Origin of the sequence: Nostoc sp., from assembly GCF_036919615.1 — a bacterium.
Taxonomy (GTDB): domain Bacteria; phylum Cyanobacteriota; class Cyanobacteriia; order Cyanobacteriales; family Nostocaceae; genus Nostoc.
This window is the reverse complement of record NZ_JBALCN010000098.1, coordinates 51,680-65,722: the sequence shown is the minus strand read 5'-3', so window position 1 is coordinate 65,722 and position 14,043 is coordinate 51,680. Positions and strand designations below refer to the sequence as shown.

General features: G+C 42.9%; 12 protein-coding genes. 4 read left to right on the top strand and 8 right to left on the bottom strand.

Features of this window, described 5'->3' with window-relative positions; all coding sequences use genetic code 11:
* The first annotated feature begins 51 nt into the window (after window positions 1-51).
* On the top strand, window positions 52-183 hold the full coding sequence (locus V7K48_RS30015; RefSeq protein WP_335078183.1) for a hypothetical protein: 132 nt from the start codon (window positions 52-54) through the stop codon (window positions 181-183).
* Between the two features lie 70 nt (window positions 184-253).
* On the opposite strand, the gene V7K48_RS30010 is transcribed toward V7K48_RS30015, so the two are convergent.
* From V7K48_RS30010 to V7K48_RS29985, 6 genes are all read right to left on the bottom strand, one after another.
* Window positions 254-745, bottom strand: coding sequence for a sunset domain-containing protein (locus tag V7K48_RS30010; RefSeq protein WP_335078181.1), 492 nt, complete (start codon window positions 743-745; stop codon window positions 254-256).
* A 1,003-nt stretch (window positions 746-1,748) separates the two neighbouring features.
* Window positions 1,749-2,105, bottom strand: a complete 357-nt coding sequence (locus V7K48_RS30005) for a glycine zipper domain-containing protein (RefSeq protein WP_335078179.1) — start codon at window positions 2,103-2,105, stop codon at window positions 1,749-1,751.
* Window positions 2,106-2,467: 362 nt separating this feature from the next.
* Complete coding sequence (locus tag V7K48_RS30000; protein ID WP_335078177.1) at window positions 2,468-4,039, bottom strand: GMC family oxidoreductase; 1,572 nt, start codon at window positions 4,037-4,039, stop codon at window positions 2,468-2,470.
* 39 nt (window positions 4,040-4,078) lie between these two features.
* Window positions 4,079-5,674 (bottom strand): FAD-dependent oxidoreductase, encoded by a 1,596-nt coding sequence (locus V7K48_RS29995; protein ID WP_335078175.1) that lies wholly within the window; start codon window positions 5,672-5,674, stop codon window positions 4,079-4,081.
* A 134-nt stretch (window positions 5,675-5,808) separates the two neighbouring features.
* Entirely contained in the window at window positions 5,809-6,606 is a 798-nt protein-coding gene (locus V7K48_RS29990) for an SDR family NAD(P)-dependent oxidoreductase (RefSeq protein ID WP_335078174.1), read from the bottom strand.
* 295 nt (window positions 6,607-6,901) lie between these two features.
* The gene (locus V7K48_RS29985) at window positions 6,902-8,053 is read right to left on the bottom strand and encodes an L-dopachrome tautomerase-related protein (RefSeq protein ID WP_335078172.1); all 1,152 of its coding nucleotides are present in this window, start codon (window positions 8,051-8,053) and stop codon (window positions 6,902-6,904) included.
* 965 nt (window positions 8,054-9,018) lie between these two features.
* Here V7K48_RS29985 and V7K48_RS29980 point away from each other — a divergent pair.
* The 3 genes from V7K48_RS29980 (at window position 9,019) to V7K48_RS29970 (ending at window position 12,899) form a co-directional block, all read left to right on the top strand.
* Window positions 9,019-9,948 carry an SMP-30/gluconolactonase/LRE family protein gene (locus V7K48_RS29980; RefSeq protein WP_335078170.1) on the top strand — a complete coding sequence of 310 codons (930 nt, stop codon included), beginning with the start codon at window positions 9,019-9,021 and terminating at the stop codon, window positions 9,946-9,948.
* A complete protein-coding gene (locus V7K48_RS29975; RefSeq protein WP_335078168.1) occupies window positions 9,945-10,487 on the top strand; it encodes a DoxX family protein in 543 nt (180 codons plus the stop codon). The genes V7K48_RS29980 and V7K48_RS29975 overlap by 4 nt, the downstream gene beginning before the upstream one ends.
* A 123-nt stretch (window positions 10,488-10,610) precedes the next feature.
* The gene (locus V7K48_RS29970) at window positions 10,611-12,899 is read left to right on the top strand and encodes an FUSC family protein (protein ID WP_335078166.1); all 2,289 of its coding nucleotides are present in this window, start codon (window positions 10,611-10,613) and stop codon (window positions 12,897-12,899) included.
* A gap of 137 nt (window positions 12,900-13,036) precedes the next feature.
* Here V7K48_RS29970 and V7K48_RS29965 read toward each other — a convergent pair whose 3' ends face one another.
* The gene (locus tag V7K48_RS29965; protein WP_335078164.1) at window positions 13,037-13,192 is read right to left on the bottom strand and encodes a hypothetical protein; all 156 of its coding nucleotides are present in this window, start codon (window positions 13,190-13,192) and stop codon (window positions 13,037-13,039) included.
* 78 nt (window positions 13,193-13,270) lie between these two features.
* Entirely contained in the window at window positions 13,271-13,693 is a 423-nt protein-coding gene (locus V7K48_RS29960) for a peptidoglycan-binding domain-containing protein (protein WP_335078162.1), read from the bottom strand.
* Window positions 13,694-14,043: the final 350 nt, after the last annotated feature.

The window sequence follows — 14,043 nt, the reverse complement described above, 5'->3', positions numbered from 1 at the left end:
GGGGTTCTAGCGAATGTCAGGGGTCTAACTTGTCCCCTGGCTTAAAATGAAATGTCCACAAATGGTTGTCAAATTCTGTTGATGCTTACCCCAATAGCGATGCCTGCGGCGGGCTACACCTACGCTAATTATCCCCCAGAAGTATTGATTTTAAAAGCTGCTGGCATCGCCTTGGTTAGCTGACAAAACTCAAGTAGCATAGAAGTATGACTTGAGTGTAAACTTTCTTTCCTATTGGTAATTTTGAAACTGTTTACTTAGGCGCACGAAAGCCAGCTTTCTCTGCTGTTGCTTCATCTTTGAAGCAGATATCGGGCTTGGTTTGGTCATAATTGGGTGATTTGGCGATATGGTATATGTTGCCTCGGTTCTTTGTTATTTTGCCCTTAACAGGTTCGCCACTCGGACAAGTAGTTTTTCCTTGAGGTTTAACCCCTAGCTTTTCGGCTTCTGCTAAAATAGGGGTTTTATTTGCAGGATCAGGTCGCTTTCTGGCAGTCGATGTAGCTGTGTTACCAGAAGCCTGAGCTTGCGAAATAGGACTTGGAGTTGACGGTATACTGCTAGCAGACTCTTCAGGCTTTGGGGAAGTTGATGTGGCAGTATCACCGGAAGACTGAGCTGGCGCAACTGCGCTTGGAGTTGATGGTGTACTAGTAGCAGACTCTTCAGGCTTTTTACTACAACTGGCAAGCATTACTATCGCTAATAATGTCAAGCCTATGCTCAGTAGACGAGGTTTCATTTGAGTGTTCATTAAAATAAATGCTTTCAAAGGTTAATACACTAAATTTTCAGTACCACGTAATAAACGCAAAAAATCTAGACAATCTAGACAGTCACAACTAAAGTAATGAATTGCGGTATCGCTTACTCATAACGCATTTCTAAATGCTCAAAATATCCGAGATTTTCTAGGAATTTAAGTAAATCTTACTTGAGAATACTTGACTGTAGAGAGCTAACGCTCATAATCAAAATGAACTCAGATAGTCAGTTACATAAAAACCTCAAATGTGCAGATTTATATTATCAGGGTTTAATTACATTTTATTGACAAAGTTATGACGAAAGTGTGACTAAACTGATTGTGCTGCGTGCGCCTGTTTTTCCTTTTTGAGACAGACCAAAGCGATTGAACTTAATTCAGAGAATGCCATTACTCACATTAACAGAGGTTTGCTCCGTGCTTCTTTGGAAAATAACAAGGGGGTGCAATTGCCCATTACAAGAAAGGCGTAGACGAAGCAACGGCAAGTCAAGAGACATCGCTTGTTTCAGGAGCAAGAGGAAATCTTTTTTGGCTTTCAAGGTCTTGCTGGTGGGCTTTCTGCTCTAATACTTGTAAGCTTTTGGGGGAGCGATCGCGATCGCATCCACAAAGAGGGGAAACCAAAGCTTATGTAAACCGGGGACGGCGGCTGGCACAGTTGGCAGACAAGTATTTATCTGTTGCAGAGTGTGAAAAAAGGTGATGAAATTTTTCTACGCCAGGCAGAAACGAGTTATCAGATCATGTCCGGTTGAACAATTGTGATTGTTTCTCTACGAGACGCTCCGCGAACGTTCCACTCGCAACGACATATCACAAGTAATTTGCCGGACATGATATCACAGAGCAATACAGCAAAAAACTAGACAGATCAATCTTGGTGCGGTGAAGCTACAAAGGTCAGCCAAGGGGTGTTCGGCGCAGGGTGTGATTGACTGTAGCGTACCAGCATTGAACGCCAAAGAAAAATCTTACTTTAGGTGGCTTGGATTTCTCCACCTTGGGGTTTTGATAGCGCCTGTAGTTCTTCCCAAGTGTAATGATGGGGTAATTCAATTGGTTTGTGATTAGCTCCTAATCCCAATCCAATTATCGGCTGGAGTTCCTCAGTAAATTCCTCGACATATTCTGCTAGCTGATTACCTACAACGCTACCAGTAATTGCTCCTGCAACTCCACCAATAGCAGCACCGATTTTACCACCAATTGAGCTACCGAGTGCGGCTCCTACCACACCAACTCCTGCTGCTCCCAATCCTGTCGCAATGGGATGAGTATTTGGGGTAGTTTGAATTTCATTTTGCGGGTTGTTAGTAGATTGTTCGTCATTCATTATTTGTGTCTCCTTAAAACTATTGGATTTGTCAAGCAATTTTGGATTTTGGATTTGAGATTTTAGATTGAAAAGAGCAATCAAGTCAGAGGCAAGTCAATTAATGCAAGGATTTTAGACTTTCCTGCAGAACGCTACGCGAACGTTGTGAGCGCTCAATCGAACGATTTTAGAATTATTCTCGCGTTTAAATTCGCTTGCTCTCAAACATGCATTAAATTTTGAATGCAAGTCCGATTCAATCCAAAATCCAAAATCTAAAATTCGGTGAGTGTTTGCATGGATAAGCATGGAATTACTTCCGGCTAAGATATATCAGAAACCATAGGGCAAAGCCTTCTAGTCCAACCAATAGTATCTATCTACTTTAATTGTTCAGCTATGCGGTCGCCAACGCGCAATGCATTTGCCATAATCGTGAGCGTGGGGTTAGCACCAGAATTTGACGGAAAGAAACTACTATCTACCACGTAGAGATTATCAACATCATGGGTACGGCAATTGAGGTCAAGGACTGAGGTTTTGGGATCTGTGCCAAATCGACAAGTACCACATTGATGAGCAACTGCTTGTTCTGGTATCTGAGTCCGGGGATAAATGCTAAATGGTAAGACGTGTTTAGCAGAGTGAGGGATTGACTTGAGTACAGATGTCCAACGATGGATCAAGCGATCGCTTGCTTCGGTATTGTTCAGTGTATAGTCAACGTGAATCTGATCACCCACTAGACGAATCCGATTATTTGAGTCTGGTAAGTCCTCTGTCTGCAACCACCAGCCAACTGAGCGCTCCGCAAGCAAATGGCGTTCATACTCAGGAATCAATTTGATAAATGGAGCCATCAGCGGCGGAGCCTCTGCGGGAATCATATCTGCTAGCACATTCCCAGTATTCTGCACCATACCCATCGGATAAGCAAAATCTGGCTCTCCCCAGTAAAAGTCGTTGACGGCGATCGTTTTTTGAAAGCTAGCGCGATTTATCTCTAGATGTATGGAAACTATCGCGGTTTCCAGTTGTTTCATGAAATTCCGCCCTACCTGATCGGAGCTGTTTGCCAATCCATTAGGATGCTGGTCATTAGCAGACTGTAATAGCAAAACAGCCGAGTTGATCGAGCCACAGGCAACAACCACAATATTACCTGCAAACCAATGCCGCTCCCCGGCAATTTCAGTTTCTACACTTGTAATCTCTCGTCCCGACTCGCTAGTATGCAGCTGCAAGACTTTGGCATTAGTCAACAAAGTGAAATTGGCATACATTTCACGGCTGGGACGAATGGCGTTGACATCCGCATCGGCTTTTGCGTCTACCAGACAAGGATATCCATCAAAAGTATCGCAGCGAATACAGCGACTTTTGGTGCGATCGCTTTCATTGAGTTTTAATCCCAGTGGTAGATGGAATGGGTAGTAGCCTAGTTCACGGATGCCATCAGCCAATTCCTGCATATCTGGCTCATGACTGACTGGCTCATAAGGATATGGCTCGCTACGAGGTGGTTCAGTTGGGTCTTCCCCTTGCTTTCCATGTACGTCATACAACTTTTCTGCTTGGGTATAATACGGCTCAAAGTCTGAATACTTGAGCGGCCATTCTGGAGAAATTCCTCCTTTGTGAATTACCTTTTCAAAATCTCGTTCTCGTAATCTAATTAAGGCTGCACCGTAGAGTTTAGTATTGCCACCAACCCAGTAGCCCGTCTGGGGCTTAAATACTTTCCCTTCTTTGTTATACCATTGCTCATCTGCGTGGTAGCGATTTTTTTGATAGACCTCCTGGGGATTCCAGTTAGCTTTCTCTCTAGGCAGAAAGTCGCCTCGTTCCAACACCAGAATTTTTTTACCTGTGGGTGCGAGGCGGTGAGCTAGTGTACCTCCACCTGCTCCCGTACCGATGATGATGATGTCGTAGTGTTCAGTAATGTTCATTATGTATACAGGAGATTGCCAATTACTCTTGTCTCAAATCTATTTATTAACTTCAGGCTGTCGCTGAATCAAATCAATTATACCGCTGCGTAATTCCTCAACAGTTGGCATCTGGTTCAAGCGCATCAGTTCAGAGATAGCTGCTGTTTCCGTATCTTTATGGCTAGTTGCAACTGCTAAGACTTTATTTTTTTGGACGTAGAAAGCAATGAATTCCTGTTTTTGCAAATCCCCATCTACAATTATTTCATCCCAACTTTCGGCGTGTCCGATGTAGCGCAAGGGAAACTTGAATTGCATCGTCCAGAACAAGGGAAGCCCTCGAAATTTGACTGCTTTCCCTGCCATGTTATGAGCTGCAATTCGTCCCTGCTGTGCCGCAACTCGCCAATGTTCAACGCGAAGTGATTCACTTGTGCGCCAATCGGGATAACGGGCAATATCGCCTGCGGCATAGATGCCATCAGCTGCTTGCAAGTATTCATCAACAACAACACTGCCATCTTTGGGATGCAAATCGATACCCTCAAGAAAGTCTGTTGCAGGCTGTACACCAATTCCAACAATTACTATATCTGCTTTGACGCGATCGCCATTATCTAAAATTACAGCTTCTACCTTGTCACTACCTTCAAATTGAACCGCTTTCCTACCAAACTTAAAGGAAACACCGTTTTCCTGATGAGCTTGCTGAAATATTTTGCCAATTTCTTCCCCAAGGGTTTTCTCAAAAGGTACAGAATCCGGCGAGATCACAGTTACTTCTAAGCCGTGCTGACTCAGCCCAGCTGCTGTTTCCATGCCGATAAAACTGGAGCCAATGACTACCGCCTGTCCTTTTTGCTTGCTCAGTGTCAAAATGCGATCAGTATCATCAAAACTGCGTAATGTGAGAATATTTTGCAAGTCTGCACCTGGAATATCTAGCTGGCGTGGTTTTCCTCCTGTTGCTACCAGCAGGGCATCATAGGTTAAGGAATCACCATTGGTAAAGGCGATCGCTTTTGCTGTTGTTTGCACCTGCTTAACTTGCTTATTCAACAGTACTTCAATGGCGTGTTCTTTGTAGAAATCGGGCGATCGCAGGGGCATTTCCTCTGAGGAGGTTTTACCAATGAAGTAGTCTTTAGTCAACTTGGTGCGATCGTAGGGTAGCCTGTCATCCTGAGTGATCATGACGATTCGCCCTTGATATCCAGCTACTCGCAAAGCTTCTGCGGCATGGACACCCGCAGCTCCTGCTCCTAAGATCACAAATGTACGTCCATCAGCGTCGGGGTTAAATTGCGCCATTGCGGGCGATCGCAATCCCGTTGTTTCTTCTGGTACACTGACAATAACGTTTTCACCTTCAATGCGTACTTGATAGCAAGCTAAAGCATCCAAGCCCGGTGGCTCTAGTTGGTCGCCAGTCGTCACGTCAAAATAAGCATTGTGCCAGGGGCAAACAACATGATGCCCAGTCAGCACCCCCTCTGCCAGTGGCGCTTTATAATGAGAGCAGTGTGCGCCGACGGCATAAAACTTTCCCTCTAATCGAGTCAGTAAAATTTCTCTCTCACCGACAGATACCTGTCGCATTTCACCATCATTTAGATCGTTGATATTAGCAACAACTGCTTCTATTTGTTTCATAACCAATTGTTAATTAAAAATAATAGTTAGTCGCTAGGCATTGCTGAATCAGGGTATGAATTGTCAACGTTCAACATGAAAAAATCAAATTCATCCTTCAAATCAGCAACGTCTAGTACTTCAAGACAACTTCGTCACAAACTTGCAACCGAGCCACCATCTACCCGATAGTTAGAACCAACTACAAAGCTTGATTGCTCTGAGCAAAGGAATGCAATCACAGCCGCTACTTCTTCGGGTTTGCCACGTCGTTTGAGTTCGATGTGAGGGCGTTGTTCATCAAGGAAACTGTTAATTGCCTCGTTAAAGCTGACACCCATCTGTTTTGAGCGCTTTTCCATCATTGCGTCAGTCATTGGGGTGGCGATATAGGCAGGAGAAACTGCATTCACCAGCACGCCATCCTTTGCATAAGCTTTGGATAAATTTTTAGCAAGATTCAGTACCGCTGCTTTGCAAGCACAGTAAGGAATCTCTTCTGGGTAGGGCTGTAGTGCATCTTCCGAACTGATGAGGATGACTCTTCCCCAACCAGCTTTACGCATCGCCCCGATAAAAGCGCGACAGGTGCGTACCGTCGCCATCAAATCTACCTCAATTGTTTCGTACCACTCCTGATCAGTAACCTCCAGGAAATCTCCTGTAGCACCTGTAATTCCTGCCGCATGGACAAGGATGTCAACTGTCCCGAAACGCTCAATAATTTGATTCTTTGCAGCTTCGACTTCTTCGGGCTTAGTCAGGTCTGCTTGAACCGTAAATATTTCTCCAGACTTTCTCAACTCCTCAGCTGCTAACTGAAGACTCTCCGAAGTCTTATCGATAATAGTAACCTTTGCACCCTCATGAGCGAGCAGTTTGGCTGTCGCTTTACCAATGCCGGAATCACCTCCAGTGATTACAGCGATTTTACCTTTAAGACCAAGATCCATATACGATTTCTATCTATGATTGGGAGTAATTTATTCCAAGCCGATTAAGGAAATCTACAATTGAGAAATATTTAGATAGTTTTGCTCAACATTTCATCTTATTTCATAATTTTTAAATTTTTCAACTAATTAATGGAATATTTCGGGAGTGATAAATTCATCCTTTAGACATAGACAAACTTTGAAAATTTGAGATTTGTGATTGAAAATTTGTCACAATTATGGCAACAGATAGATCTGCATAACCCAGACCACAGAGGTATTCCCAATCTAAAATCTCAAAGCCACAATAATATTAGTCTTTATCCAGCAATACTGTCTGTGCATCTATGTGGATGCGAAATAGGACGTAAGGTTTCTCACGCAAGTCTTGACCATTGTGATATGTAGGATTACGATTCCATTGATCCACTGTGAAGTAGAGATAGCCATCTTGAGCAACAAAAAGACAATTGGGCCAGATGAGTCGCGGATCGTGTACGACAGTTTCTAATGTGCCATCAGATAAATGGCGCAGAATCGCATTATTTTCATAGTTCGTTACATAAAGGCGATTTTTATTATCTGAAACCATCCCACCGGATGCTCCTTTTTCACCGTGGTCGATTACTGTTGCAGCGACTTGCTCATCCGGTATTTGCTCGTCAACTAACGCCTCGATACTGACACTGTAAAAATGCCGACTTGCCAGGGGACAATAAAATAGTCGCTGGCCATTACCACTAAACGCAATTCCATCACTGCCAGTATGGATGTGCTTTGGCGGTTTACCTGGGGGGCGTACCATCAAGGGTTGACCTTCGACAATTGGCAAGAAGTTTGGGACAGGTTTGGTTGAAGGATGGTCATTAAGCTTGCGCCAACTGCGTCTAGATGCTAAGTCTAGGACAACAATACCGTTAGGGCCTTCCTCAGACGAGTCCGTGATATATGCCATTCCCTGTTCTCCCCAGCGCAGGTCAACGCGCACGTCATTCAGGGTAGAGTTGGCAGAGGCAACGGATTCAGGAAATATAATTTTCTGAAAAATCTGGTTAGTTTCTAAGTCAATACCTACAAGCTTTGGGCCACCAAGGGGAACAGGATTTTGCTTAATTTTAGCGTGGTCTAATAGCCAAAGGCGATCGCGGGCATCAAGGGTTATACCTTGAACGGAAAGCAAGCGTTCAGAAGTTGATGCCGAATCTGAGTTATGGATTTCGGCATTTGGGTAGGGAACAGGATTACCATTCTTTTGATCCGGCTGTTTGAGTTCTGCAACAGTGAATTTTATATCATCATCAACTAGTCGAGGATAGCTAATGAAAATTCGCCCTTGCTTTGATACCACAACCCCGATTGGCATGGGATCATAGAAGAGTGTGATTATCTCAAGGTTGCCAATAGCTTTGTCGGTAGGCAGTGAGGGAATAGGAGTATTAGGATTGGTTTCGGCAATGTTGATCATTGCAATATCTCCGTTGGTTGGGATTATTTTTATTGGATGTGTAGTCAGTCAGCAGCCACGTTACCGTTCATTGGCAAATTAGACCAAACGATTCATCATATATATTTATTGAGAATGGAATAAACTTTTATCGCGGCAAAATTAATATTTTAATATTTTATCAAAAGTCAATTAGCAATAATTTGATTTATTTTATAAGTTGTTTAAAAAGTTAAATATCTCTAAATCTAGAAAATATAGACTCCTGTTGTTAGGTTAAAACCTTAATTTAAATGTTGCTTCTATCTAATGGCTTAGTATTTATTTATGTCTAAAGATAGGTTATAATTTCATTCTAATTTTACTTTTACGTATATGATTATATAGAGTAAAAATCTATTATAAAAAATAAAATATTGATTTTATTAATATGTTTTTGTTTTTTAAAATTCAACTTAGCTGGATTCAATATAATAAACTTTTAGCCTTGAACGAAAATAAGTTATATAAACAAGCTCTCAAATTATTTATTAATTTGAGTCTGATTAAATTTAGCCAATTAGTTGCATAATATATATCCCAAGTTTGACGTAAAATGAAGTCAATAGAATAATAATTATGCTGATACCAGTTATCTAGAAGTTAGTACTGAATAAATAGTTGATAAATATATAGGAGTCATATTTGAGCTTTGAAATATACGTAGGGGAGCCAGTGCGTTGCGGAGGTTCTCTCCGTCATAGTAACTGGCGTTGTGTTAGACGAAAGTACGGCACCATCCAAAGACTTTGGTGGGTTATGGGCTTCGGACTAACACACCCTACATATACTTAGATTTTTTCATGCAATCAAATCGGATTACTATATAGCCAGAAGTTATACACTTGGGTTTTTACAAAAAATTAAGTGCAGCTTAATAGTAATTCAGTATTAGCTTGAACTTGCTATTTGTCGTTAGCAACCAAGTTAAATAACAGGAGTTTCCGATGCCTGAAGCCATTGAAATTTATGACGATCGCCTGCGTGCAATTGTACGCTTAGATGCCTCGCTCCAACAGCTAGCCAACAGTGCAGTCCATAGCGAGGGCCCTGTTTACTTCCACGAAGATGACAGTATTGTCTGGAGTGATGCTCATGGCAACCGCCTGTTGCGTTGGAGTCCTACCGATGGTGTCAGCGTCCTGCGAGACCCATCTGATTACCAAAGCGGTAATTACCGTGACTTAGAAGGTCGTCTGGTTGCGTGTTCATCCGGTCTGCGTGCTATTATTCGACATGAAGACGATGGTGAGTGGAAGGTTTTAGTTGATCGCTACCAGGGCAAACGCCTTAACAGTCCAAATGATTTGGTAGTGAAAACTGACGGCACGATTTGGTTTACCGATCCGCCTTATGGCATTACTGAGCCAAACCAAGGTTACGGCGGCGAACAAGAACAACCCGGAAGTTATGTGTATCGCTTTGACCCAGCAACTGGGGAGATTTATCCAGTAGTAACAGATATGGTGCGTCCTAACGGGCTGGCTTTCAGTCCAGACGAAAGTTTCCTGTATGTCTCAGATACAGCTGCGTTTAATATACCTGGGGGGCCTCATCATATCCGTGTATACGAGATCGTAGACGATCGCCATGTGACTAATGGTCGCGTGTTCTGTGTCATCGATCCAGGACAACCTGATGGACTCCGGGTTGACAAACATGGCAATATTTTTACTACTTCTCAAGACAGCGTGCAGATATACGCTCCCAACGGGACTCAGTTAGGAAAAATTCTTGTACCGGAGACATCCACTAACCTAACTTTCGGTGGGAAGGAAGGCGATTCCCTTTCAGGGACACTTTGTGAACGCCTTTTTATCACAGCGGGTCATTCTTTATATGCTATTGACCTTAATACTCGTGGTGTACAGCAATGATTTATAAATTTGCGTTGGGTATGGGGATCGCTTTTTTTCTAGCTTCATTTAATTACCCCCAGTTAGGCCCATACCTGTTGAGTTCACTCTATCATCTGTATCCGGACGGATTCCCAGGATTGGCACTTTTATTACTAAGAGTTAGCGTTGGCGGGTTGTTTCTACTACACGGCTATCCAAAGATAACGCATCTTCGACAGTGGGCTGAGTCTATGAAAATGCCTGTCTTTCTTTGCTTTTTATCAGCTGCGTCTATGTTAGGTGGCGGAATTTTTCTGATTATGGGATTCCTTACACTCTTAGGAACCTTGCCCATTCTCGGCTCAATGATTTTTGCAATATATTTAGACCTCTCTGGAAGTAAGCCCTTTGTTGCCCAAGATCCATACTTAATTCCGGAAGGACAGTATATGGGCCCTTTAGGAAAAGGTGAACCGCCAAGTTGGGAAAAAGCGTTTATGTACTGCGTTATGCTGATTGCGATCGCAGTTTTAGGCCCCGGTGCGTATTCGCTGGATGCTCTGATTTTTGGACGGTGAAAACTATCCAACTGAATCACTCAAAAGGCATATTACAGCCATCCTACACCCAGTTATATCTGGTATATCTGGCTAAAATGCTGTAAGAAGTGATCTGCTTTGTTATAGTCGCCAGTCTAAATAATGCCATTTACAGATAAACGTCCTTTGAGTTGGTTGTTACAACAGTTTCAACTCCAGCCAGGTAAGCCCGCTATTTTCTCCGGATTGCGTAGCCTTTTTATACTGGGTGTCCCGATTGGAGTGGGAATGATTACAGGTCATGTTGCTGCAAGTGCGATCGCCACTATGGCAGCTTGGTTTGTTGGGATGGTAAATGTTGACGGAGCTTACCGTCAGAGAGCGACTGCGATGATCGCAGCTACGATTGGCGTGACTATGATGTTCATGATCGCTAGTTTAGTAAGCAGTCATCTCTGGTTAGCTGTCCCAACGACTTTTTTGGTGATATTTATAACAGGTTTAGCAAGTCTCTATGGCAACGCAGCTGCATCTGTCAGCTTAGTTACTTCGATTATGTTTGTGATTTCGCTGGCTAGATTCGCTTCATTTTCCAATTTGCCTACTCTTATCGAGCAATGTGCACTATGTCTAGCTGGTGGAACATGGACAACTGTGTTGTCATTAGGAGTATGGGTGGTGCGTCCTTACGTACCTGCAATGCAGATAGTCGCTAACTGTTATCTGTCATTGAGCAAATTTCTGGACTTGGCAAGCGAGAGAGGATTAAATCCAAAGGATCGTCAGGAGTGGGCACAGCAATTTTCGCAAGCTCAGGATATGGTGATTCAGAACTTGACATCTGCCCGTAGCGTCTGGACAACTATCTGGACTAGGCAAAAAGGAGCTAACCTGCGGGGAAATTATTTAGTGGTGTTAATCGAAGATGTAAATCAAATTGTCAATTCTGTTGTAGCACTAAGCGAACTATTAGCGATCGCATCCGAACATCAACTATTTTCTCGGTTACAGAAAGAAATTCAGCAAGTAATAGAACAGTTGGCAATTGCTTTGCAAATATTATCAGAAGCGATCGCCAAAGGAAAAAACCCACCTCACCTGGGGGATCTGGATCGGAGTGTTGAAGCACTGGAACACCAGGGGCAAGTTCTGCGCTCGCAAGTCCTCAATCAAAAAATAAATCCTCAGACAGATAACTATTCCGATCTAGTCAACCTTGGGAAGATTACAGCCAGTCTGACAAAGCTGGCAGAGCAAATTCATACTGATGCGGAGATTATTAAAGATTTAATCCAGGGAAAACAGCGCAGCAGCATTGCCCAGCGAGATATTTCCCCTCCAGCCCAAGCAGAGCGTTCTACAATTATTGATACCCTGCGAAATAACTTCACTTTTGATTCAGTCCTATTTCGTCACGCCTTGCGCCTAGCACTGATCACAACTTTTGCTGAATTAGTTGCCTCAGTATTGCAACTACCTAGAGGCTATTGGATAACGCTCACAGCTCTAGTTGCACTTAAACCCAACTTTGGTGGAACCTCCCAGACAACAGTCCAAAGAGTCATCGGCACTATTTTGGGTGGAATTATTGGCATTACTCTGGTTTTACTAGTTAAGAATCAATTGGCAATCGCAGTCTGTTTCCTATTGCTGGTGTTTGTTGCAATGTCGGTGCGATCGTTAAGCTACAGCATATTCACCATACTACTGACTCCCGCCATCATCTTGCTACTCAACATTATTAGTGCAGGTGGCTGGAGGGTTGGAGTATTGCGGATCTTCGATAGTTTGGCTGGGGGTGCCTTAGCACTGCTTGGCAGCTATTTGCTTTTCCCTCGTTGGGAACGACAGCAACTTCCTACGCAACTGGAAAAAACAATTCGAGCCAATCTTGCCTACTTTCAGCAAGTAATAGCTAACTATCTCCATCCACAACATAATCTGTTTGCTGATTCTATCAACATGCCACGTCATCAAGCAGCATTAGAGAACGCCAACGCTACCGCTGCCGCTCAACGATTGTTCAGCGAACCGCGTCACATTCAGGGAGAAATCGAACCTGTAATGACGCTGATGGTATATATTCGTGGCTTTTTCAGTTCGGTTACAACTCTGGCAGAACATCTGCGGGAATTTAGCGGCGAGTACCAATTTACTGAACTCAAGCGACTTACCGATACCATTGTCCAAGTTTTGGAAAACTTAGCAGATGCCCTTCGGCAGGGACAGCCACCCCAACCGTTACCAGCCCTGGATAGCTATCTTGAAGTAATTCACAACCAAATTGAGCATCTACATACTGCTCGATTATCAGAGATTGCCATAAATTCCTACACTTTAACTCCCACATTACAAGCCGTTCGAGAACAAACTCCCCTATCCACAGAACTGGATCGAATTGTTAATGAAATTAAAGTTATGCACTGTGTAATTGCCCGTCTGCAAGAATAATTTTCTTGACAAGGGTTTCGCAAAGGCTCAACTCAACCTCCGAATATTCCTAACTGGATTTAGATAAATTTACAAAACGCACAAAACCCACAAAACACACAAAACGGATAAGTACAAGACGCGATGAATCACAGCGATCAAAAAAGCGATCGCATTTCCGTCCTGTTTACAATATCTGTTTTACTAGGCTCGCCAGCAAACAGAATGCGACGCTGAATAGCCCGTTGTAGACATCGCTGCTCATTTCCTTGTCGCCTAACTAATAAGTCGCACACTATAAATGTTTGCGACACATCAATTATTCATAAGGGCACAACATTCAATATTGTTGTGCCCCTACCTATCTGTCGCATTCTTTTTTCAAATTGGTATTATTTGAGAGATGCCATAGTCCGGTGTCCAATTATTCCGTCTGCTCTTAATCCTTTAGACTTCTGAAATTTGATCACCGCTGAACGTGTCTTGTTATCAAAAACACCACTTACACTTGCGGTATAGAATCCTTGCTGCTTTAAAAGATTCTGAGCATTTTTAACTGCCTCTCCTCTGCTACCTACCGTCAGTACATTACTATGGTTTGCCATACCACTACTATGGTTTCTCATACTATTAGACTTGTGCATAGCATTAGGCTTTTGCATAGCATTAGGCTTTTTCATGCTATCGCCTTGCTGCATATTTTGGGCAATGTGGGTAGTAGTCGTATTATGGCTTTTATTATTGGTTAAAGAGTAAGCAGGCACAGCAGTAGCTAAAGTCAAGGCAGGGAGCAAAGCAAGTACTTTCCAATTCATCTTTTTGTTCCTTCTAACTATGAGAATTCTGACAATTTTGATTTGAAGAGTCATCCTACTGATAAGGGTTAATGCCTTATAGTGATTCTCTTCAATAGACTCTAGTGTATGGGTTTAATATAGAGTCAGCCGATTTTTTAACCCAGAGCTTTAGCATCACACGTTATATTGACAAAGTTATTGCAAAGCTATTGCAAAATTGTGACAAAAGCATGACTAATTTATGTAGAATTATGTCGCACAATGCCTTACTTATGGTGTAACACTATTTGTCGATGGTGGCATAACCTTGTATTCAGTGTTTACCGAGAATAGTCAAAAAAGAAACTATAGACTGGGGACTGGGGACT